This is a genomic window from Hymenobacter sp. HD11105, assembly GCF_054051685.1.
This window is the reverse complement of sequence record NZ_JBSWBR010000002.1, coordinates 73,058-93,342: the sequence shown is the minus strand read 5'-3', so window position 1 is coordinate 93,342 and position 20,285 is coordinate 73,058. Positions and strand designations below refer to the sequence as shown.

The window sequence follows — 20,285 nt, the reverse complement described above, 5'->3', positions numbered from 1 at the left end:
TTGTGCAGTGAATCCGTCTGCCAATTTTTATAATCCCCCAATTACCCAGCTGGCCCTTACTAACGCGAGCTTGTAGCTCGTGTCTACCACGATGACTGCCTTGCAGCCAGTCTGCTGCAACGAGGCAAGCGGTGCTGCGCCCGTTGTAGTGGTTACAAAGTATGAGCTAGGAAGCCCACCAGCTAGTATGCATGAGCTTCAAGCTCGCGCCAGTAAGAAATCTGCGTATATGCGTATACAGGTTACATATTTTTATCGCCCTCTGCTCTATCCATGCCTGCCTCCTCCCTCCTCCCTGATTCTCTCCTGCTCAACGGCCGCGAATTTCGCTACGCCGATATCAAGCAATACCCCGCCGATAGCACTGTTGACTTAAATGGCTACGAAGCCAAAGTGCTGGACTTCTGTCGGCAGTGGCTGAATGGCGCGTTGGAATTTGGCCTCCAAACTTCTGGCTCTACGGGTGAGCCTCAGCGGATACAACTGCGGCGGCAGCAGCTCGCAGCCAGCGCCCGACGCACCGGCGACTATTTTGACCTGGGCCCCGGCGACCGGATGCTGGTATGCTTGAACTGCGAATATGTGGGCGGGCTGATGATGCTGGTGCGCGGCTTGGAGCTGAATCTGCACCTGACTATCGTGGAGCCTCACGCCGACCCGCTGGCGTTGGTGCAGGATGAGGCAGCGTTTGACTTTGCTTCTTTTGTGCCTTTGCAGCTGCGTACAGTGCTGGAGAATGGGCACGCGGCGCGGCTTAACAAGATGAAAGCCATTTTGGTAGGTGGCGCAGTCGTGGAAAGTGGCTTGGAGCGAGCCGTAGAATCGTTGACGGTGCCGATATATCATACGTATGGCATGACCGAAACGGCCTCTCATATTGCTCTGCGCCGCCTCAATGGCCCCGAAGTAAAGCCTTATTACAAAGTGCTGCCCGGCATTCATGTAGATCAAGACGAGCGCGGCTGCCTCACTGTCCGGGCCGACGTAACCAACGACCAGCTTATCGTCACGAACGATCAGGTGCGACTGCTGCCCGAAGAGCACGCATTCGAATGGCTGGGCCGCGCTGATTTTGTGATCAACTCTGGCGGCGTGAAAGTCCAGGCTGAAAAGGTGGAGCTGGTGCTGGAAGTAGCCTTGGCTGAGTTGGGCTTGCCTTCCAGGCGCGCCTTTGTAGCGGCCCGGCCCGATGAGCGTCTGGGCGAGCAGGTAACGGCTTTTCTGGAAGGAGAAGCGTTGTCTGGGGGGCAAAGTGAACAGTTAATGACGTTGCTGGCCGAGCGCTTGAGTCGCTACGAACGACCGCGGGAGTTAATCTATGTGCCGCAGTTCAAGACTACGGCTTCCGGCAAGCTGGACCGGCGCGGCACAGTGAAGACGCTTAACGAGGGTTGAGGCAGCTACTTCTGCCAGTCTGCTGAGCGCAGGCCCTCCTGCGAAAACAACTTTTGCCGGCCCCGCGCTATCTTGTACAAATCGCCCAAAAACAGCTTTACGCGACCGTAAAAGATGGCGCCGCTGAGCTCATCCTCCAGCTTGTCGTTGATAAACATCATCTGCCGGTAGCCGGCGCCCGCCCCCAGGCCCAACCAGTGAAATACCCGGTAGTGGCTGGCTATGGATGGCTCCAGGATATAAATCTGGTCTTTGGCGGAGCGGCGCACCCCGCCGCCATTAGGGAGCTGGTAGCGGGAGTAAAACTTGCCGACGCCTATCTGGACGGGCGCGCTTACTTCCCAGCGCGGATTGCCGATAAGCACATACTCTCCGTAGCCTACTAGGTAGCGGAACCGCAGCTCGTCGCGGGTATTGGGGGGCAAATCGGGGGGCAAAGGCGCGTCGGTGGGCACGCCGCCGCTGAGCAGGTACACGCCCAGGCCGGCCCGCAGGCGGCCATTCCACTCGATACCGCCTTTGAGGCCATTGATGCCTACTACTTTCCCATTCAATAAGGAAAACCGCTGGTCAACCTGAAATACTGGCCGCCGGTGTTGCTGCCGCACGAAGGCGCTGTCGGGAACGGCTCCCGGTTCAGCGCCGTGCGTTAGGGCTGGGCAGCCCAGCAGCACTCCAAGCAGTGGTATACATTTATTCACAGGCTTAAAATACGTGACTGCCAGGTAAAAATCCCCAACAAAGCGTACGAACGGCGCGCGCCTTCGGTAGCGCCACCGGGCAACTCTATTGTAACCTTCCCGCAGGCTTTCGCGAATGTGATACCTACCAGTTGCTGTATTAGCCTGGCATTCATCCTATTCGCACTTCCCCTATGAGTCATCCCAATAGCCCTCGCGTTAGCCCCGATTCAGCGGCTGCCATGGCCCTTTCCAACGCTGGTAGAGAAAGAGAGCATCCATCTGGCTCTGATGCCTCAAGCGCCGCCAACGACTCTGCCGACAGCTCCACTTCTTCCTCGGCTGGCGACACAAACACCTTACTCTCCCAAGCCCAGGGCTGGCTCCGGGATAGCGGCCTGCAGAATACCGTAACGGAGCTACCTGAGCCGCTACAGCGCCTAGCTAGCCGAGCAGCCAAGGGTTGGCGCCAGCTGTCTACTCCGCAAAAAATATTGAGTGGCGCCGTGCTTGCCACAGGTTGGTTCCTGCTCAGCCGGGGCAACAAAGCTGGAGTTAGCCGCGACCGTACTCGGAGCGCTCAAGCGGCCACCCTGCACGAGCTGCTGCTTTTCGTAAACGACCGGATTGAAGGCTACCAGCGGGCCGCCAGCGAAAGCAAGGACACGGCGCTTCGTGGCTATTATCATCAGCTGGCGGGTCAGAGCCAGCAATTTGCCAACAAGCTCAATACCTACCTGCGCGACAAAGACAGCACCACTGAATCGGGTACCACTCTGAAAGGCAAGCTCTACCGCGCCTGGATGGAAACGAAAGCAGCTCTTACCGGCTACGACGAAAAAGCCATTTTGGGCTCCAATGTCTACGGCGAGGAGTGGGCTATTAAAGCCTACGAAGATGCTCTGAACGATAAAAACATAATTGGCGCGCTTCGCAAGGAGATACAGCGTCAGTATGCGCAGTCAAAGCACACTTACTACCGCCTCCTCCGCCTGCAGCACGAGCACTAACCATCTGCGTACCTTTTGCGAAGCCCCACAGAGTCTGGCGCCTAGGGCGGCGGTTCTCGGTGGGGCTTATTGCGTAGAGCCATTTCGCAGCTATAGAGGAAAACCATCACATGAAGTAAGCCGAGCTGCGGAAAATGCCCCCCGCATTCAGTTCAACTGCTTCATTGTGGCAGTAGCGCCCCAAATCCGCAGATTTTTCCCCAAAGCAGCTTAGCCGACTAGGTTAAATAGTGCTACCTTCCGGTTTCTTGCCTTCTTCAAACTGGCGCATTCCGTGATAAATACTGTGGATTTCAGAACGGCTTTTGAGGCCATGCCTGGCAGCTTTATGCTTATAGAGCCAAATGCCCCCCAGTTCACGATTTTGGGTGTCAGTAATGACCTGCTGAACATTACCGCCAAAGAAAGACATGAGGTTGTGGGCAACCCAGTTTTTGAGGTATTTCCGGAAAATCCAGCGGCCCTAGCCGCCACTGGTCCCGCCAATCTGCGCGCTTCGCTGCGAGCTGTTTTACTCACTAAGCAGCCGGATCAGATGCCCGTGGGGCGGTACGATGTGCTTAATACGGCCGGAGAATTTGAAGCGCGCTACTGGTCGTTTCACAACAAGCCCGTCCTGAATCCCGCTGGGGAGGTGCTGTATATTATTCACACCACCCAGGATGTAACGGAGCGAGTGCAGGCGGAAACAAGTCGGCAGGCAAAGGGAGAAATCGAGAAAAAGTTTGGGCTGTTCATGCAGGCACCCGTTGCGGTTAGCCTAGTTACTGGCCCGGAGAACGTGGTAGCGCTAGCCAACGACGAGATGCTCCAGCTATTAGGAGCCACGTCCGACATCGTGGGCAAATCAATAGTTGAGGCGCTGCCGTTCAACCAAGAATTGGGGCTGGTTGACGTGCTGGAACAGGTATGCAAAACGGCCCAGCCGTACTATCGCACCGAGTATCCGGCTACTCTGCTTGTTAACGGCCAGTTTGAGACCCGCTACTATGATTATATTTATCAACCTTGGCACGATGACCCAGCTAACGAGGGTGTAACCGGCATTTTCACGGTGGCCTACGACGTCACGCAGCACGTAGCTACCCGGCGGCAACTAGTTGAGAGTGAACTTCGCTATCGTACTCTTATCGAAGAGGCTCCCGTTGCTACCGCGCTGTATGTAGGCCCCGAGCTGCGTATACAATACGCAAATGCTATTATGCTGTCGCATTGGGGTAAGGGTAAAGCAGTGCTTGGCCTACCCTTCCGCGAGGCGGTGCCCGAGTTGCAAGAACAGGGTTTTGCTGATTTGCTGGATCAAGTATACACTACTGGAGAGGCCTATATCGGGGTAAAAGAGCAAGCAGAGCTGGTGATTGATGGGAAGCCGCAGTCCTTTTACTTCAATTTTACCTTTAAGCCCCTGCGCAACAAGGAGGGTGAGGTATACGCCATTCATAATACGGCCATTGATGTAACGGAGGAAGTGCTGGCACAGCGCATCATCGAGCAGAACGAGGAGGACCTGCGGCGGTTTCAATTCATGGCTGATCAGGCCCGCGACCCGTTTATTCTGATGCGAGAAGATGGCTCGTTTGCCTATCTCAACAAAATAGCACTGGAAAACTGGGGCTACACAGAAGAAGAAGCCCGGCACATTCGCGTGCCCGATGTTGATCCAATCTATCAGGATGAGGGCTTTGCGAAGCTGTTTGTCAGTGCCCAGAATAAGCCTATTCCGCACCTTGAAACGCTTCATATGCGGAAAGACGGCTCTGTTTATCCCGTCGAAGTTAGCTTGTCTGGGTTCGAACTGGGGGGCAAACCACACCTGTTTACGGTAGCCCGAGACATCACGAAGCGCAAACAAGCAGAGGCTGCGCTAAAGGAAAGCGAAGAGCGCTTTCGCATAATGGCTGACGCGGCCCCCAACCAAGTGTGGGCCGTAAACGCCGACTCCTCCATTCGCTACATCAACCGAGCCTTTCTGGAGTTTGTGGGCGTCAGCATGGACGAGTACCTCGCCACTGGCTGGTGGCCTTACTTGCACCCCGAGGAAGCGGATCTTGCCCAAAAGACGCTCACCGATGCTATCAGCGGCGGCACGCTTTATTCGATGGAGCACCGCATGTTGCGCCACGATGGCGAGTTTCGCTGGCTGCTAGCGCAGGGGGCGCCCAGCTTTTACCCCAATGGCGACTTGTATGGCTACGTAGGTGTGGCCATTGATATCACCGAGCTAAAGCAAGCCAACGAGCAATTGGTGCGCATCAACAACGACCTGGATAACTTCGTGTACACAGCCTCTCACGATTTGAAAGCGCCAATTTCCAACATTGAAGGCCTGCTGCACGCCCTGCTCGATACGCCTCCAACCGAGAGTATGCAGTCTGAGCAGGTGCAGTACATCCTGCGGCTTATGCAGAACTCGGTAGAGCGGTTTACCAAGACCATTGCCAACCTCACCGACATTGTGAAGCTGCAAAAGGTAAACAATGAAGAGGCGATACTGGTGAACTTGGCAGAGGTTATTCATGACGTATGCTTAGACCTGGAACCGCTGCGCCAATCATTAGGCGCCCACATTACAATCGACGTAGCGGCTTGCCCGGCCATTCACTTTTCGGCCAAGAACCTGCGCTCGGCTATTTATAATCTACTTAGCAACGCGCTGAAGTATAGCTCACCGGATCGACAGGCACAGGTAACAATTCGGTGCGCAACCGCAGCCGAATACTACGTGCTTACCGTGCAGGATAATGGCCTGGGCATAGAGGCCGGGCGTATGGATCAGCTATTTACCATGTTTAGGCGCTTCCACGACCATGTGGAGGGCTCGGGCATTGGCCTGTATATGATCAAGAAGATGGTGGAGAACGTGGGGGGCAAAATAGAAGCCGAAAGCCAGGTGGGTCAAGGCTCTACATTCCGCATCTATTTTCGGCGGTAGCGCGCCTACGGTTCACACCACCCTAGCGCCGGTTCAACCAGAATAGGGGCGGCTTCAACCATTTTCTAATTTCCAAATGAGCGTTTGGCGGGTAGCTTAGTTTAAAAAAAGCCCCCCAGCCATGCTCACGCCCGCTAGTTTATTCTCAGTTGCCAACACCGTAGCTATGCTGGGGTGGCTAATGCTGCTCGTGGCTCCCCGTTGGGTGGGCACGCGCCGCCTGGTGCTCAGCGGAGCGCTGCCGTTGGGTTTTGGGGTGGTATACGCCTCAGTGCTTTTAGTGCACTATATGGGCCCACAGGGTAGTGCGGGGGGATTTTCTTCTCTAGCTGATGTGGCCCTACTGTTCCAAGACCCGTGGGCGCTGCTGGCAGGCTGGGTGCACTATCTATGCTTTGATCTGGCCGTGGGCACTTGGGAAGTGCGCGACGCCCACCGCCGGGGCGTGCCCCACGGCCTGCTGATTCCCTGCCTGTTGTTTACTTTTTTGTTTGGGCCGGTTGGGCTGCTGCTTTATGCGCTGGTGCGGCGCTTTTATCCTAAAGATTTGCCCCCCAGCCCCGCTGAAACTTCGCATGCTGTTCGTTCATCTTATTATTAGTAGCTATGAAAACGCTCGCCTTCGCCTCCGGCCGCTCTACTAGTTTTGTTCCTCGCCGTCCCTTGCTCTTTTCTTCGGGGCTGCACCTGCGTGAGAAGTTGCTTATTCTGCACCGTTGCAATCCGGTTTTGTCGTGGGTCGGTTGGCTGAGTGCGGGGCTGACCCTGGTAGCGTTGGCGTTGGCTCCGTTTGATGAGCGCATAGTGACGGGCCTCAACATCTGGTTTAAGCCTCTCAAGTTTGCGCTTTCCAACCTTATCTATTTGTGGACTTTGGGCTGGCTGCTGGCCGATTTGCCGGCTCCCGCTCAGCGGTCCGTGCGCTTTATCAGCTGGGGCATAGCCATCAGCATGACCGTCGAAATTGCAGCTATTTTTCTGCAGGCAGCCCGTGGCACCACTTCACACTTCAACCAAAGCTCTCTGTTCGACGGGATGGTATTTGCCGCTATGGGCGTGTTCATTGCCATCAACACCGTGCTGCTAGTGTGGGCCTTGTATCTGATGGTGCGTCACCGGCCATTTGGGCCGGCCGCATACGTGTGGGGCATGCGCTTGGGCCTGCTGTTGTTCTTAGTGGGCAGCGCCGTAGGTGGCATCATGATTCGGCAGATGGGCCACACGGTGGGCGCCGCTGACGGCGGCCCCGGCCTACCCGTGCTGGGCTGGAGCACTTGCGCCGGCGATCTGCGGGCGGCGCACTTTCTGGGTTTGCACGCTTTGCAGGTATTGCCGCTGTTAGGTTGGGTGGTAGGCAAGTATGTACCGCGACGCAGCCTGCTCCTGCTAGGACTGGGGACTCTGGGCTACGTTGCCTTGATTATAGCTTTGTATATGCAGGCGCTGGGGGGCATTCCGCTGTGGCCTGCTTAATTAAGCGAGGCTTTTTGTAGACCGAGCTCGTCGGCATGAATTACATTACAGCTACCCACCTCACCATTTACTGCCCCAGGCTTCCGCCTTTCTGATGAAAAAACTTCTACTCCGCGTGTTGCTGGCCATTGTGGTGATGCCTGTCCTGTTGCTCGTGCTGGGCGGCGTGGGCTACGCGGCCTACGCCTGGGTTGCGCTGGGGCAGCCCGATACGGCAACAGTGGCGTATCTGCGAGCACATCAGCGGGTAGCTCCTACAGAAACGACCGCCGATTTCCCCGACTTCGAGGCTGATTTTTATGAGAATCAATTGTTTTTGCTGGGCGAGTCGCACGGCAGCGCCCAGCCCCAGACACTGGATTTTGCTTTGTTGCGCCACTTAAATCAAAAAACCGGGCTGCGCAATTATGTGGCAGAGATTGACCCTAGTCAGGCCTACTTTTTCAATCGGTATCTGACGACTGGTAATGAGGCTGATTTACAAACCGTGTTCGGCGTTTGGGACGGCACGGCACAGTGGGGCAACCAGGATTTCTACGACAAGGTGCGCCGTATCCGGGCCCTGAACCAGACGCTACCCGCTGCGGCCCACATCCGCTTTATCGGCATCGACCGCCTCCAGGATGTGAGTTTGGTCTGCAAGCATTTGCGCGCTGTATTGGCTCAAGAAGCTTACGTAGCCGGCACCAATACCGTGCTGGACACCTTACAACGCCTAAGCACCGTGCCCCCCACGGAGCAAGCATTCGCCCAGCTAGCCCACCGGTTACTGCCCACCTTCGCCACCGATTCGGCGGCCTCAGGCTTGTCGGCGGCGGGTCGCACGCAGGTAGCGCAGGTGCTGCGCAACGCGGCTTATCTACACGCCCCACACATTCGCCGCGACAGTGTTATGCTGCTCAACTTGCAGACGGAATACGCCCGCTTGCAGCTCGGGGAAGAGAAAATGTACGGTCTGTGGGGCTTTCACCATATTCTCCAATCGGCAGTGAACAAAAGTCGGCCACTTGCGGCGCTGGTTCGCTCCTCGTCCCTACCTTTTCGCAACCGGGTAGTGTCGCTCGCCATTTTCTCGACGGACAGCGAAACGATGATTCCTGCTGGCAGCATTCCACCCGCCATGCGCCCCGCTGAGCGTACTGTATCCGTCGGCTGGCTGAACTCCGCGGGCCCGGTGGTGCTTGTGCCCGGTGTGTCGGATCTGCTGGAAGCGGCGCCTGCCAGCGCCCCGGCTACCCTATTCCGGCTCGATGCACCCGGTGCGCCCTATCGGCAGTCATTAAAGCTAACCAATGTGCGAGCGCCCCTGATGGGCCAAACCATGGAAGCTACCCGCGCTGGTTCCGCCACCACTGACTACTTTCAGTACGCTATCCTCCTCCGCCACTCGGCAGCCGTAAAGCCCTTAGCCACAACGTTACCCGTGGTTACGAGCACCGCGCAGTAACACAAGTGGATCAGTTAGCTAGGCACCTGCAGGCCGCATTATTTGTGACTACTATGAACGACCGTCGGTTGCTGCTGTTTGGAATTCCGATGGTAAGCGTGCTCATGTTGCTACCCAACTCTCCGCACGCTTTTCGCTCCATCCCCTATTTTCTAGTTAGCTGGGCCATCTCGCTTAGCTATACGCTTACCATCTGGCTGGGCACCCGCGCCATCTGGCAGCGGCTTTGCCACCAATTTCCCCTCGTAGATCAAACCGCCAAGCGCCTGTGGTGGCTAACGGCGACCTGCCTGGTTTACACTAGCTTAGCCACGATTAGCATTACGGTGTTGCTCACGCTTCTGCTGCCTGTACAGACGTTTGGAGTGCTAAGCGTAGAGCGGCTTTTTTTTCAGGTTGTGGTCGATCTGGTGCCTACCAGCGTGGTGATGCTGGTGTACGAAAGCCAGCATTTTTTTCAGCAGTGGGCAGCAAATGTGCGGCGGGCCGAACAGCTCACGCGAGCTGGCGTGCAAAGTCAGCTCGAGGCACTCCAGAGTCAGCTCGATCCACATTTTCTGTTTAACTCCCTCAACACGCTTGCCGCTCTCATCGAGCCCAGCAATAAACCCGCCCAAGAGTTTGTTGAGCAGCTGGCCGATGTGTATCGTTATGTGCTGCTCAGCCGCGACAAAACCACCGTGCCCCTGGCCGAGGAGCTGGCCTTCGTTGACACCTATGTAGCTCTCCAAAAAGCTCGTTTTCGGGAGAATATCAGGGTAGAGCAGCGTATTCCGCCCGAAGCCCTCGAGTGGCACGTGGCCCCGCTCAGCGTGCAGCTATTGGTAGAAAATGCGCTCAAGCACAATGTAGCCTCACGCGAAAATCCTTTGGAGCTGCGCCTCACCGCCGACCCAGCTACCGGCTATTTCACCGTAGAAAACGTGCTACAGCCGCGCCTGGCAGGCCTTGCTCCGGGCACGGGCACCGGCTTGCGCAATGTGCAGCACCGCTACGAGCTCCTAAATGCCCCCCAGCCGGTAGAAATCAGCACTACAGATCAGTGGTTTCGGGTGCAGCTTCCGCTGCTTGGGCCCCGCTAAGAACTGCTTTTTCCTCTGTCTTACTTATTGCCATGAAACCCTTACTTGTATTGCTTGGCGTATTTGGGCTGCTGGCGGCGGCCACGTATATCTGGCAGGGCCACGTTAACTATGTGCTTGCCGGCAACGGTGCCATGGCTGCCATGCTGTTGTTTACGGGCATGGCGCACTTCGTTTTTACCAAGGGCATGATGGGTATGTTGCCCGAATTTTTGCCAGCTAAAAAGGCCTGGATACTCGCCACTGGTGTGCTAGAAATAGTAGCGGCCGTAGGGCTGCTCATTCCTGCCTTGCGCTGGCATACAGGCAGGCTGCTGATAGCCTTTTTCGTCCTGATTTTGCCTGGCAATATTATCGCAGCTCGCCGGCACCTGAACTATCAGACCGGCACCTTCGATGGACCGGGGCCGCGTTACCTCTGGTTTCGAATTCCGCTCCAGCTGTTGTTCATTGCCTGGACGTGGTATTTCGCCCTTATCTTGCCCTTCTATCTCGCTTTATTTCCTCAGGAGACATACTTCATCCCCTATCCATTCGATTAACTAATCCGCTGATTGCCACTAGCTCCGATTTCTCTATGACCGTTTTAGCACTAGAAGATGAGCACCCAACTGCTGAGCAGTTGGGTGCCGCTGCTGGGGGCCCGATAGCATTTCCTAACTACTTTGCCCACCTTCCAAGCCGGTCATATGCTGCCCAAATGCCCTAGAGGTTTTGGACAAGCTCGCTTACTGAGGCTTCACCTTTTGGGCGTTGTCTTCTAATTTTAACTCTATCAGCAGGTGTCGTGGGTCGATGCCGGCCCGAGCGGGCTGGCTAGGCACCGTTACCTGAATTGTTTGCTTGCCGGCGCCGATGCGGTGCTTTGCTAAGTAGAGCGGCTTGCCTACCTCCTTTCCCTCCTTAGCAGGTCCGAAAACTCCGATTTCCACCCAATCCTTCATCGGTAGGTTCGTTTCGATGCCGGCGCTATCCACCACCTGCTTACTGGCCTGCAAGGTGAGCGTCACCTGCCAAGCACCTCCTTTGATCTGTTTGGCGGTGGCTGTTTCTGTCGCCAGCTCCCAAAAGGTGTTGGCTTTGAATAAGTCGTGCAGGAGCGGTTGGAGCGAGTCCGGCGTTACCGTCTGCAGCTCCTGGTAAAGGTCCAGCGAAGTTGGATGGGGAAGCTTCCCGGGGCGGTGGTTCGCCAGCAACTGCCGCAGCGCTCCATTTAACTGGTCCCGACCTATGTATTGGCTTAGCGCGTACAGGGCGAAGGGACCTTTGCGGTAGTTATGGTAAAAGTCGTTGGCTTGCAGCAGCGGCAAGGCGGCCCGGGTGCGCGGCGCTTCGTTCTCTTCCCGTAGGAAACTCAGCAGCCGCTGAAGGTGCTCAGCCCCGTATTCATCCTCCATCACACCCATAGCTGAGTACCACGCCAGGCTCTCAGTAATCAGGCCGGCTCCCTCTACATAGGCCTGCTTGAGTTGGTTGCCCCACCACTGGTGCGCTACCTCGTGCGCCACCACGGCCGTCACTAAATCAAAGCCTCGCTTGTCCGCCTTCGGGTTTAGGAGGAAAAATCCCTCCTCCGCCGTGATGTTGATCGGCGCTGCGTGGTTGCCGAAGGCGTAGCTGGCATGAGTCACAAAGCGGAGTTGTCGGTGCGGGTAAGGTCCGAACTGCTGGGTGTAATGATCCAGCGATGCCTGGGCACTCCGGACCATCCGCGCCGGGTTCTCTGTCATCCCCGGGGGATAGTAAATCTCAATGGCAACTGCCTGCTCTGGGCCGGCTGATGGGTTTTGCCATTTTCCTTCCTGCACCGCGTAGTTGGCCGAGAAAAAGGAATATTCATTGCGGATAGGCGCATCTGTGGCATAATGGAAGTAACGTCGGCCAGCTTTGGTCCATGTCCGGCGCAGGGTACCTGGCGCCACCACCATCTGGTTGGCATCTGTACCCACAATGGCCTCCAAGTGGATTTGCTCGGGAAACGGGGCGTACCGGCGGGCTGCTACGTCATAAAGCGAGTAGGTGGCGGGCCGGGGAACCAGGCCATAGGCTTTGCGGTCGCCAGCCTCATCCAGCTCCCGGTAGGGCTGGTATCCTAGCACCGGCAGCCACTCCATATTCTGAAAGCTGGTGCCGTTGGCAAGTACCTGCGCATCGGCCCCGTTGTTGGAAAAGCCCTGCGCTTTATGCTTCACCTGGAAGCGCAGGCGCAGCGAGTCGCCGGGTTGCAGGGGGCGGGCTAGGGCGTACATATGGTAGCCATGCTCCTCGTCCCGGTGAACCTGTTTGAAGGGCTGGTCGAAGTTTACAGCAGCGGTTTCAACGCCGGCCCCGGTTGCCAGATGAATGGAGTCGATGGGTGCCGGGCTGTTGTTCACCAGCAGGTACGTACCCTGTATTGCCACCGTCCGCTGTTGCGGATAGATTTCCACTTGCAGGTTTACGCCGGTCAGCAGAGGTTGGGGGGCATTATGGTACCGGCGGTAGCGGTGCTCGTAGGCGGCGCGCTGCGCCGTGGCTGCTGAGGAGTTCAGGTAGCCATTTAACACATTGGTGTTGTAAAAGATGAACCCGCCTAAAGTAAAAATGCCCCCCACGGCCACCGCCGAAACAAGTAAGCAGGAACGCGTGAGGCGCCGGCTGGCCAACTGGACCCGGGCGGCAACACTTATGTCTCGGTCCCGCACTAAGAACAGCACCGCCAGTACCGCCAGCAACAGCGCCCACGCTGCCCAGTAGCCTTTGAACCACAGCCAGGGCGCCAGCGTCGGCCCAAAGCCGGCCATATCGGTATAGGTCCAGAGCGGACTGGCGCCAAAGATGAGCAGCTTGTGCTCGATGCCCAGCGTAGGCGCAAAGGACATGAACCCGTAGACCAGCAGCGCCACCAGATGCCCCACAAACTTCTGATTCACCAGCACATGCACGGTGAGGGCCAGTAGGGCAAAAAGCAGACAGTCGATTAGCTGCAGCCCGAATAGTGCCCGCACGTACAGTCCAATTTCGGGTGAAGCACCACCTATGGCCGCCTGTGCCACCAGGCTAGCCGTCATTAAGAAAGCCAGCCACACCACTAACACCAAGGCCAGCGCCAGAAATCGGCTTAGGAAAAGTACCCACTCGCGTACTGGCGCCGCGTTAGCAACCTCACTCAGCCCGGTTTCCCGTTCCCGCCACACCAGCTCGCCGGCATAGAAAATAATGAGCAACGCAATGAGGACCCAGAAAGCTGCCGGCCCCGCTAAGGGAGCGGTCAGGTACTCCAGAACAAAGTCGGTGCGGGGCAGCAAGGGCACACCTCGGCCCTTCAGGTTGCCGGATATGGTGGCCCCCACTAGCAGGGCGAAGACGGCCAGCAGAGGTAGCCCGGCCTTGCTTTTGGCCAGTTGCAGAAAAGATTCCCAGGTGATGAGGCGCAACTGGCGCAGTTGGGTGGCCCAGTCATACGTTCCCCTGGCCTGCGGCAACGCTTCCCCGGTTCCCCAGTTCAGCTTCTCCCAGGCTGCCACCGCTGCGGGTAGCGGTTTACCCAACGGCTGCTTTTGGCCGGTTCCGGGCAACACAAACTGAAACCGGAAGTAGGTAAACGCGAGCAGGCCCAGCGAAATGCCGAACCACAGGAGGCGGTTGGCGAGAAATGAGCCCTCCAGCAGCAGAAAGCGCGTGTTTTTCTCCTGTGGGCTCCAGTCAATGGACAGATGGCTCAGCACCGGGCCAAAACTCATCGGATCAGCCAGATTTCCCCAATCTCCCCCTTTTTCCAGCAGCGGCCATATCGTGTAGGACGCCGCGAACAAGGTCGCTCCGACCAGATAACTGGCCAAGGCCCGGCGGCTGAGCGCCGCCGCAGAAAATTGCATGGCCGTTGCGAAAAAGGCGTTTGGCAACGCGATAAAGCAAAAGGTAGTCAGGTAGGGTGCCACCCGGAATGGACCTAGAATCTCGGCTTCTACCCCGGCAAAGTGCATGGCCAGCAGCATACCCGCCGGGATGGCGAGCAACTGGAGCGCACTCAGGGCAAAGGCGGCCAGGTAACGCCCGCCTAGGTAGGCAGCTTTGCTGGCGGGGGCCGCGTAGGTAAGCAAATGCATGCGGGTCTGCACATCGCGTGCCGCCGCCTCGCCCGCCACGGAGGCGCCTATCACCAGCCAAAACACGCAGCAGATAACCGTGACGGCTGCCATGACGATGGGCGCATTCAGTAAAATGTACCCGTCCCGCGCATCAGAGGCATAGTTGGCAATGACAACCAGAAAAGTGATGAGTAATATGACCCCGAAGTAGAGCCAGGTAGCGGCCCGACGAAGCTGGTAGCTGAATTCCAGCGCAAAAATCCGTTGGAATTTCATAGCGTTATCCCCTCCGCTTTCGGTTGCTGACTAACCATGCCAAAGCAGCCCGTCATAGCACTGAAATAGACATCTTCCAGGTCCGGCTCCACCGGCTCAAACCCATTGCCGGGCCTTTCCGGGCTGTACACATGCACCATGGTACGCCCGCTCAAGAGCTTGGCCGAAATGACCTGGTGCTCCTGCTCCAGCGCCGGCAAAGTGTGTTTGTCGGTCAGTTTGCGCCAGATCTGGCCATTCAGGGCGGCCACGGCCTGTAGGGGCTGCACCTCTAGCAAAATATGGCCCTGGTTGATGATGGCCATGTGCGTGCAGAGTTCCGAGACGTCCTCCACGATGTGGGTGGAGAGGATGACCACGCTGTTCTCGCCTAATTCGCTCAGCAGGTTGAGGAAGCGCACGCGCTCGGTCGGGTCAAGGCCCGCCGTGGGCTCGTCGACAATGAGCAGCCGGGGGTTGCCCAGCAGGGCCACCGCCACGCCAAAGCGCTGCTTCATGCCCCCGGAAAAGCCCCCCAGCTTCTGCTTGCGCTTGTCCCAAAGGTTGGTTTGTTTGAGTAGGGCCTCGGTGGTTTCCCGGCGCACTGCCCGGTTGGTAATTCCTTTCAGCACCGCGAAGTAGTCGAGCAGTTCCTCGGCACTGGCTTTGGGGTACACGCCGAACTCTTGGGGCAGGTAGCCCAGCGTCTCACGCACCGCTTCTTTCTGGTTTACTACATCGAGGTCGCCTAAAAATATTTGCCCCCCATCGGGCTCTTGCAGCGTGGCGAGCGTGCGCATAAGAGTGGATTTACCCGCGCCGTTCGGGCCGAGCAGCCCATACATGCCCGGCGGAATATCTAGCGACACATTGTGCAATGCCTGCACGCCATTCGCATATTTTTTGGAGACATTGCGGATGGTCAGGCCGAACGGGTGATTTTTCATGTTATCGGGTTTGCTTCGGTTCATCTTTCAATCGGAGGCAAGGGAAGCCCTTTGATTGGTGCTTTCCGTCTCTATTTCAGTTCAAAGCAATTCTTGCCGAATCGGATAGCGAAATGCGATATGCTGATGCGCTGAAGTACTCGACCAAGTTGGGCTTTGCGTCCGCCAACGCACTGGCAGGCTCCTTTGCCTCTTCTATAGATTAGGCTTCGCAACTGGTCGAGCAGTGACTCGGGCAACCGCAGGAAAACCCACCTTTGTGCTATGGAGCGTGTCAAAAGAATCTTCTGGCTGATTCACCTAGTCGTCTGGGTCTTGTTCACCTTGCTGGCCGTCTTGCAGCTGAGCAGTGACACCGATGTGCATTGGCGTAGCACCACGGCGGGATTCATTGCTACCTGTCTGTATGTTTTTTACCTCAATTTCTACCTGCTGACTCAGTATAGCGGTCAGCGGAAAGGCAGAAGCTATTGGCTGCGGCTAGCGGCAATCGTGCTGACCGGGCCGGTTCCGTTTTTGGTTTTTCACCAAAAGCCGTTCGATTTCATGCATTACTTCGGGTATTACATGATGCACCAGCTTACGGTGGGCATCTTTCTCTTCCTGAGTTGGTTGGCCCGAGTTACCGAAAATCTGGTACTGAACACGATCCGGAAAGAGCAACTGGAGAAGCAAGCCGTGGAGGCCGAATTGGTTAATCTGAAATCACAGATTAACCCGCACTTCCTGTTTAATACCCTCAACAACATCCACACGCTGGTGTATAAGCAAGCACCGGCCGCACCGGAGGCGGTCATGCACCTGGCCTCGTTGATGCGCTACATGATTTATGAGTCCAACGCGGCCACGGTTCCGCTGACCAGGGAAATGGACTATTTGCGGGACTACGTGAGCTTGCAGCAACTCCGCTACAAGAACAGCCCAGTGGTAGACCTACAGATAGAGGGAGAAACTGAATCCTGTTACATTGCCCCGTTGCTGTTTATTCACTTGCTAGAAAACGCATACAAACACAGCCCTGCCCGATTGGAGCCCGGCGACTTGAAGGTGAGGGTTGAGGTAAAGGAGGGCGCCCTAGCCTTCAGCGTGCAAAACCCAATAGCAAAAAAAATGACTACTGCGCTCGAAGAACCGGGCGGCATCGGCTTACCTAATGTTCGAAAAAGGCTGGCTTTGTTGTATCCTAATCAGCATACGCTGACCATTCAGAACACCGGCGAAACCTTCACAGTCGCGCTTACCATCCACGGTCTTCACATACAGGCACATGAAAGACAAGCTCACCTGCTACATCATTGAGGACGAGCATCTGGCCCAAGAAATACTGGAAGAATACATCCGGAAAGTCTCTTTTCTAGAGTTGAAAGGGACCTTCATGAGCCCCTTGGAGGCCGCCTCTCATTTGGCGGAAGATAAACCCGACTTGCTGTTTCTGGACATCAACATGCCGGACCTGGATGGGCTCAGCTTCATCCCGATGCTGAACCCTAAGCCCATGATTATCCTCACCACCGCCTACGACCAGTATGCGCTGAAGGCCTATGACTTGGAGGTGAAGGACTACCTGTTAAAACCCTTCACGTTTGAACGGTTTTATAAAGGCGTTCTACGTCTGTACCAGGAAAAAAGCCCCCCACACTCCTTAGAGAAGAAGGGAGAAAAAGCGGAAGCGAAGTCGGAGCAGGAGTATATTTTTCTTAAAGTCGGGCACCGCATTCAGAAAGTAGCGACCCACGATATACTCTTTGTGGAGGGCATGAAGGACTATTTACGGATTCATACCACCGAGGAGAGAATTATGACCCTCTTGAACTTTGCTAAACTCGAAGAACTACTACCCGCCCAGGATTTTGCCCGCGTACACCGGTCTTTTCTGGTCGCACTAGACAAAATTGACCACATCGAGAAAAACCGGATTCGCATTGCCGACCAATTAATCCCCATTAGCGATACTTACGCTGAGGCTTTTTTCAAAAGGCTGAAAGGAATTTAATAGTGGTCTTTTCGAGCCTACCTTCAGGGCAAGACAAGCAACGATAGCAACCGCTAGAGAAGCTCTGCTTACCTGATTTGGGCATGCAAAGCACTCGCTTTTTGTTGCTGGAGACCAACTTACGTTTACCGATACCTGCTGACACTAGTTAAATCTCGCATGACCGTTCTGATACTGGAAGATGAGTATCCGGCCGCCGAGCGGGTGCAGCGCCTCTTGCTCCAGGCAGCGCCCGATGCCCAAGTGGTGGCCGTGCTGGATAGTGTGACGGCCGGGTTGGCTTGGCTTCAGTCAAATTTGCCCCCCGACCTTATTCTGGCCGATATTCACCTAGCCGATGGCTTGAGTCTGGAGCTGTTTGAGCGCACCGTGGTGCATAGTCCGGTCATCTTCACTACGGCCTATGACGCCTACGCCATTCGGGCCTTCAAAGCCAACAGTGTTGACTATTTGCTCAAGCCCATTAAGCTGGTGGAGCTATCGGCGGCCATTACCAAGCTCCAGCAGTGGCGTGCCCCGGCTACCCGGGCACCCACCGATTCCAGCCAGCGCCTAGAGCGCCTCCTCGACAGCCTGCCCCGCCCCGATCAGCACTACAAATCGCGCTTTCTGGTGCGCAGCGGCGAGCAGTTGTTGCCCTTGCCAACTGAGCAAATCGCCTGGTTTCAAAGCCGCCACGAAGTCACCACGCTGGCCGCTCTCGACGGTCGCCGCTTCGTGGTAGACTACACGCTGGAGCAGCTGGAAAGCCTGCTCGACCCGCGGCAGTTCTTTCGGCTTAATCGACAGTATGTGGCACATTTGCAGGCCGTGCAGCGCCTGCATCCTTATTTTAATGGCAAGCTGAAGCTGGATTTGGCCCCCAGCCCTGCCGATGAAGTGGTGGTGAGCCGGGAGAAAGCCAGCGCGTTTAAACAGTGGCTGGAAGGCTAAACAACACGCACATATTTAAAGATTCGCGCCGCCTTATTCTATCTATCTAGCCAGGCCTTGAAGGCCGGCACCCGTTCCCGACTTACCAGCACGGGACCTTCGGGGCAATGCTGGAGCACGGTTTGGAGGCGGGAGTTGGTATAGTGAATAATGTCCTGAATGGCGCTGGCCTGGGCTAAGTACGTGCGGTTGAGGCGGAAGAATTGGCGCGGATCGAGCAAGCTTTCCAGCTGTTCCAGCGTGTAGTCTACTACGAAGCGGCGGTTCTCGCGGGTCTGGAGCAGGGTAGCTTTTTCGAGGCTAAAAAAGTAAGCAATTTGGTCGGTGGCAATGGCCTTCAAGTGCTCGCCCACGCGCACCACAAACTGCTCTTTGTAGGTGGGGCGGGCCTGCATCTGCTGCAATATCTGGGCAAGCAACGTAGCGTCGAAGGCCGCAGCGGGAGTCGCGAGCTGGGTGGAACTGCGCCGCTCGCGCAGCTTCTGCACGGCGCTCTGCAGCTCAGCAGCATCTATAGGTTTCAGCAAATAATCGACGCTATTTACCTTGAAGGCCCGGATAGCATATTGATCGTAGGCCGTGGTAAAAATAACCGGGCAGGGCACTACGGTGCGCTCAAACAGCTCAAAGCTCAGCCCATCGGCCAGGTGAATATCCAGAAACAGCACGTCGGGCGCCGACTGCAGGGTATTGAGCAGCACCACGGCCGCAGCCACTGACTCGGCGGTGGCTACTACTTCCACGGCGGGCTGCTGGCGCCGCAGCAGGTCGGTCAGGCGCCGGGCCGCTAGTGGTTCATCTTCGATGAGAAGGGCACGGAGCGGAGCGGGAGTTGACATGAGTATTAGTTGTAGTTCTTCTTGCCTAGGGGGCTTTTTTCGCCAAATGTAGAGACGTGTATTTACCTTTCAATCACCCAGGTCGTGGGGTAGTAAGTGTGGCTTCCTATCGTCCAATGATTAGATGCGTATTAGCGTCTCTACGCTCCGATTATCCCAGCTCCAGCAGTGGTAGCGTCACGACAAACTCAGTGTCAGTTGGCTGAATAAGGAGGGGCTGAGAAGTCAGAAAAGCGTAGCGGGCTTTCAGGTTGCGCAGGCCCAAACCGCTGGCCTCCTCGGGGCTGAGGCGCCGTGGGCGCAGGGTATTGCGCACGGTAAGTTGGCGGGCGGCCACATTCAGCCCGACGCTGATGTGCAGGGGCTGCTGCTGCAAGGCGATGTTGTGCTTGAGCGCATTTTCGAGCAGCAGCTGCAAGCTCAAAGGCGGCACCATAAGGTGGGAGGGCACGCTGTTAGGGTCGGGCAAATTAGCCTGTAGCGCCTCACCGTAGCGGATGCGCTGCAAGAACAGGTAGGCCTGAGCAAACTCCAGCTCATCGGCCAACGGCACCACTTCCCGGCCCTGGGCATCGAGCACGTAGCGGTACACCTGGGAAAGCTGCCGGATAAAGCGTACGGCCAGCTGAGGCTCCTCCTCTACCAGGGAGGTCAAGGCGTTCAGGGCATTGAACATGAAGTGCGGATCGAGCTGCTGGCGCAGGGTTTGTGCTTCGGCCTGAGCCATTTCTTTCTGGAGCCGCTCGGTTTGCACCACGGCTTCGCGCCAACCCAGCAGGAAAGACCGGCTGTGCATGAACATGGAAATTAGCGCCGTGATAACCAACGGAAACAGGTAGCCATCAATGTACTGGGGCGAAAACAACAAGGCCGGATTTTGCCCCCGATAAAGAATATAACCTAGGCGCACGATCAGAATCACCACCAAAGACCCCCCCAGCGACACCAGCAGGGTAAGGGCGAAGCGCTTAGCTGGGGCCTGCTTCCATCTTACGTATCGATCAAGCCAATCAACGGAGTATCCATTGGCTAGCCACAGCCCTGTGGTGTAGATGCTGGTCAGCACGAAATTCACTACCATCTCCCGCGGATTATCCAGGCACTTCAGGCAGGTGAGCAAGCTGATGACGCTGGAAAGCAGCAGTAGCGTCAGAATCACACGTAGCCAGGCCCGGGTGGCTTGTCTGGGGGGCATTGTGGGGGCGTGAGTAGACATAGAGCCAGCCTGG

Annotated in this window: 17 protein-coding genes; 12 read left to right on the top strand and 5 right to left on the bottom strand. The window is 56.5% G+C overall.

Going from position 1 to position 20,285, the window contains the following annotated elements:
- The first annotated feature begins 273 nt into the window (after window positions 1-273).
- On the top strand, window positions 274-1,395 hold the full coding sequence (locus tag ACW9KT_RS06865) for an AMP-binding protein (protein WP_457078699.1): 1,122 nt from the start codon (window positions 274-276) through the stop codon (window positions 1,393-1,395).
- 5 nt (window positions 1,396-1,400) lie between these two features.
- Here the strand turns inward: ACW9KT_RS06865 and ACW9KT_RS06860 are convergent, their stop codons facing one another.
- Complete coding sequence (locus ACW9KT_RS06860) at window positions 1,401-2,096, bottom strand: hypothetical protein (protein ID WP_457078697.1); 696 nt, start codon at window positions 2,094-2,096, stop codon at window positions 1,401-1,403.
- 173 nt (window positions 2,097-2,269) lie between these two features.
- On the opposite strand from ACW9KT_RS06860, the gene ACW9KT_RS06855 reads away from it, so the two are divergent.
- The 8 genes from ACW9KT_RS06855 to ACW9KT_RS06820 all read left to right on the top strand — a co-directional run bounded on the left by ACW9KT_RS06855 (window position 2,270) and on the right by ACW9KT_RS06820 (window position 10,728).
- Window positions 2,270-3,085, top strand: coding sequence for a PA2169 family four-helix-bundle protein (locus ACW9KT_RS06855; protein WP_457078695.1), 816 nt, complete (start codon window positions 2,270-2,272; stop codon window positions 3,083-3,085).
- A 274-nt stretch (window positions 3,086-3,359) separates the two neighbouring features.
- Window positions 3,360-6,017: a PAS domain S-box protein gene (locus ACW9KT_RS06850; RefSeq protein WP_457078693.1), complete on the top strand. Its 2,658-nt coding sequence runs from the start codon at window positions 3,360-3,362 to the stop codon at window positions 6,015-6,017.
- 121 nt (window positions 6,018-6,138) lie between these two features.
- Complete coding sequence (locus ACW9KT_RS06845) at window positions 6,139-6,618, top strand: ABA4-like family protein (protein WP_457078691.1); 480 nt, start codon at window positions 6,139-6,141, stop codon at window positions 6,616-6,618.
- A gap of 5 nt (window positions 6,619-6,623) precedes the next feature.
- Window positions 6,624-7,490, top strand: a complete 867-nt coding sequence (locus ACW9KT_RS06840) for a hypothetical protein (RefSeq protein WP_457078689.1) — start codon at window positions 6,624-6,626, stop codon at window positions 7,488-7,490.
- Between the two features lie 94 nt (window positions 7,491-7,584).
- Window positions 7,585-8,937: a hypothetical protein gene (locus ACW9KT_RS06835; protein ID WP_457078687.1), complete on the top strand. Its 1,353-nt coding sequence runs from the start codon at window positions 7,585-7,587 to the stop codon at window positions 8,935-8,937.
- 53 nt (window positions 8,938-8,990) lie between these two features.
- The gene (locus ACW9KT_RS06830; protein ID WP_457078685.1) at window positions 8,991-10,019 is read left to right on the top strand and encodes a sensor histidine kinase; all 1,029 of its coding nucleotides are present in this window, start codon (window positions 8,991-8,993) and stop codon (window positions 10,017-10,019) included.
- Window positions 10,020-10,051: 32 nt separating this feature from the next.
- The gene (locus ACW9KT_RS06825) at window positions 10,052-10,561 is read left to right on the top strand and encodes a DoxX family protein (RefSeq protein ID WP_457078683.1); all 510 of its coding nucleotides are present in this window, start codon (window positions 10,052-10,054) and stop codon (window positions 10,559-10,561) included.
- A gap of 35 nt (window positions 10,562-10,596) precedes the next feature.
- On the top strand, window positions 10,597-10,728 hold the full coding sequence (locus ACW9KT_RS06820) for a hypothetical protein (protein WP_457078682.1): 132 nt from the start codon (window positions 10,597-10,599) through the stop codon (window positions 10,726-10,728).
- Between the two features lie 19 nt (window positions 10,729-10,747).
- Here the strand turns inward: ACW9KT_RS06820 and ACW9KT_RS06815 are convergent, their stop codons facing one another.
- Both ACW9KT_RS06815 and ACW9KT_RS06810 read right to left on the bottom strand, forming a co-directional pair.
- The gene (locus ACW9KT_RS06815; RefSeq protein ID WP_457078680.1) at window positions 10,748-14,365 is read right to left on the bottom strand and encodes an ABC transporter permease/M1 family aminopeptidase; all 3,618 of its coding nucleotides are present in this window, start codon (window positions 14,363-14,365) and stop codon (window positions 10,748-10,750) included.
- Entirely contained in the window at window positions 14,362-15,291 is a 930-nt protein-coding gene (locus ACW9KT_RS06810) for an ABC transporter ATP-binding protein (RefSeq protein ID WP_457078678.1), read from the bottom strand. The genes ACW9KT_RS06815 and ACW9KT_RS06810 overlap by 4 nt, the downstream gene beginning before the upstream one ends.
- A gap of 264 nt (window positions 15,292-15,555) precedes the next feature.
- Here ACW9KT_RS06810 and ACW9KT_RS06805 point away from each other — a divergent pair, with 264 nt between their 5' ends.
- From ACW9KT_RS06805 to ACW9KT_RS06795, 3 genes are all read left to right on the top strand, one after another.
- On the top strand, window positions 15,556-16,590 hold the full coding sequence (locus ACW9KT_RS06805) for a sensor histidine kinase (RefSeq protein WP_457078676.1): 1,035 nt from the start codon (window positions 15,556-15,558) through the stop codon (window positions 16,588-16,590).
- Window positions 16,559-17,284 carry a LytR/AlgR family response regulator transcription factor gene (locus ACW9KT_RS06800; protein ID WP_457078674.1) on the top strand — a complete coding sequence of 242 codons (726 nt, stop codon included), beginning with the start codon at window positions 16,559-16,561 and terminating at the stop codon, window positions 17,282-17,284. The genes ACW9KT_RS06805 and ACW9KT_RS06800 overlap by 32 nt, the downstream gene beginning before the upstream one ends.
- A gap of 159 nt (window positions 17,285-17,443) precedes the next feature.
- Entirely contained in the window at window positions 17,444-18,217 is a 774-nt protein-coding gene (locus tag ACW9KT_RS06795) for a LytR/AlgR family response regulator transcription factor (protein ID WP_457078672.1), read from the top strand.
- A 38-nt stretch (window positions 18,218-18,255) separates the two neighbouring features.
- Here ACW9KT_RS06795 and ACW9KT_RS06790 read toward each other — a convergent pair whose 3' ends face one another.
- Together ACW9KT_RS06790 and ACW9KT_RS06785 are read right to left on the bottom strand one after the other, a co-directional pair.
- On the bottom strand, window positions 18,256-19,056 hold the full coding sequence (locus tag ACW9KT_RS06790; RefSeq protein WP_457078670.1) for a LytR/AlgR family response regulator transcription factor: 801 nt from the start codon (window positions 19,054-19,056) through the stop codon (window positions 18,256-18,258).
- A 151-nt stretch (window positions 19,057-19,207) separates the two neighbouring features.
- Window positions 19,208-20,251, bottom strand: coding sequence for a sensor histidine kinase (locus tag ACW9KT_RS06785; RefSeq protein WP_457078668.1), 1,044 nt, complete (start codon window positions 20,249-20,251; stop codon window positions 19,208-19,210).
- Window positions 20,252-20,285 lie beyond the last annotated feature (34 nt).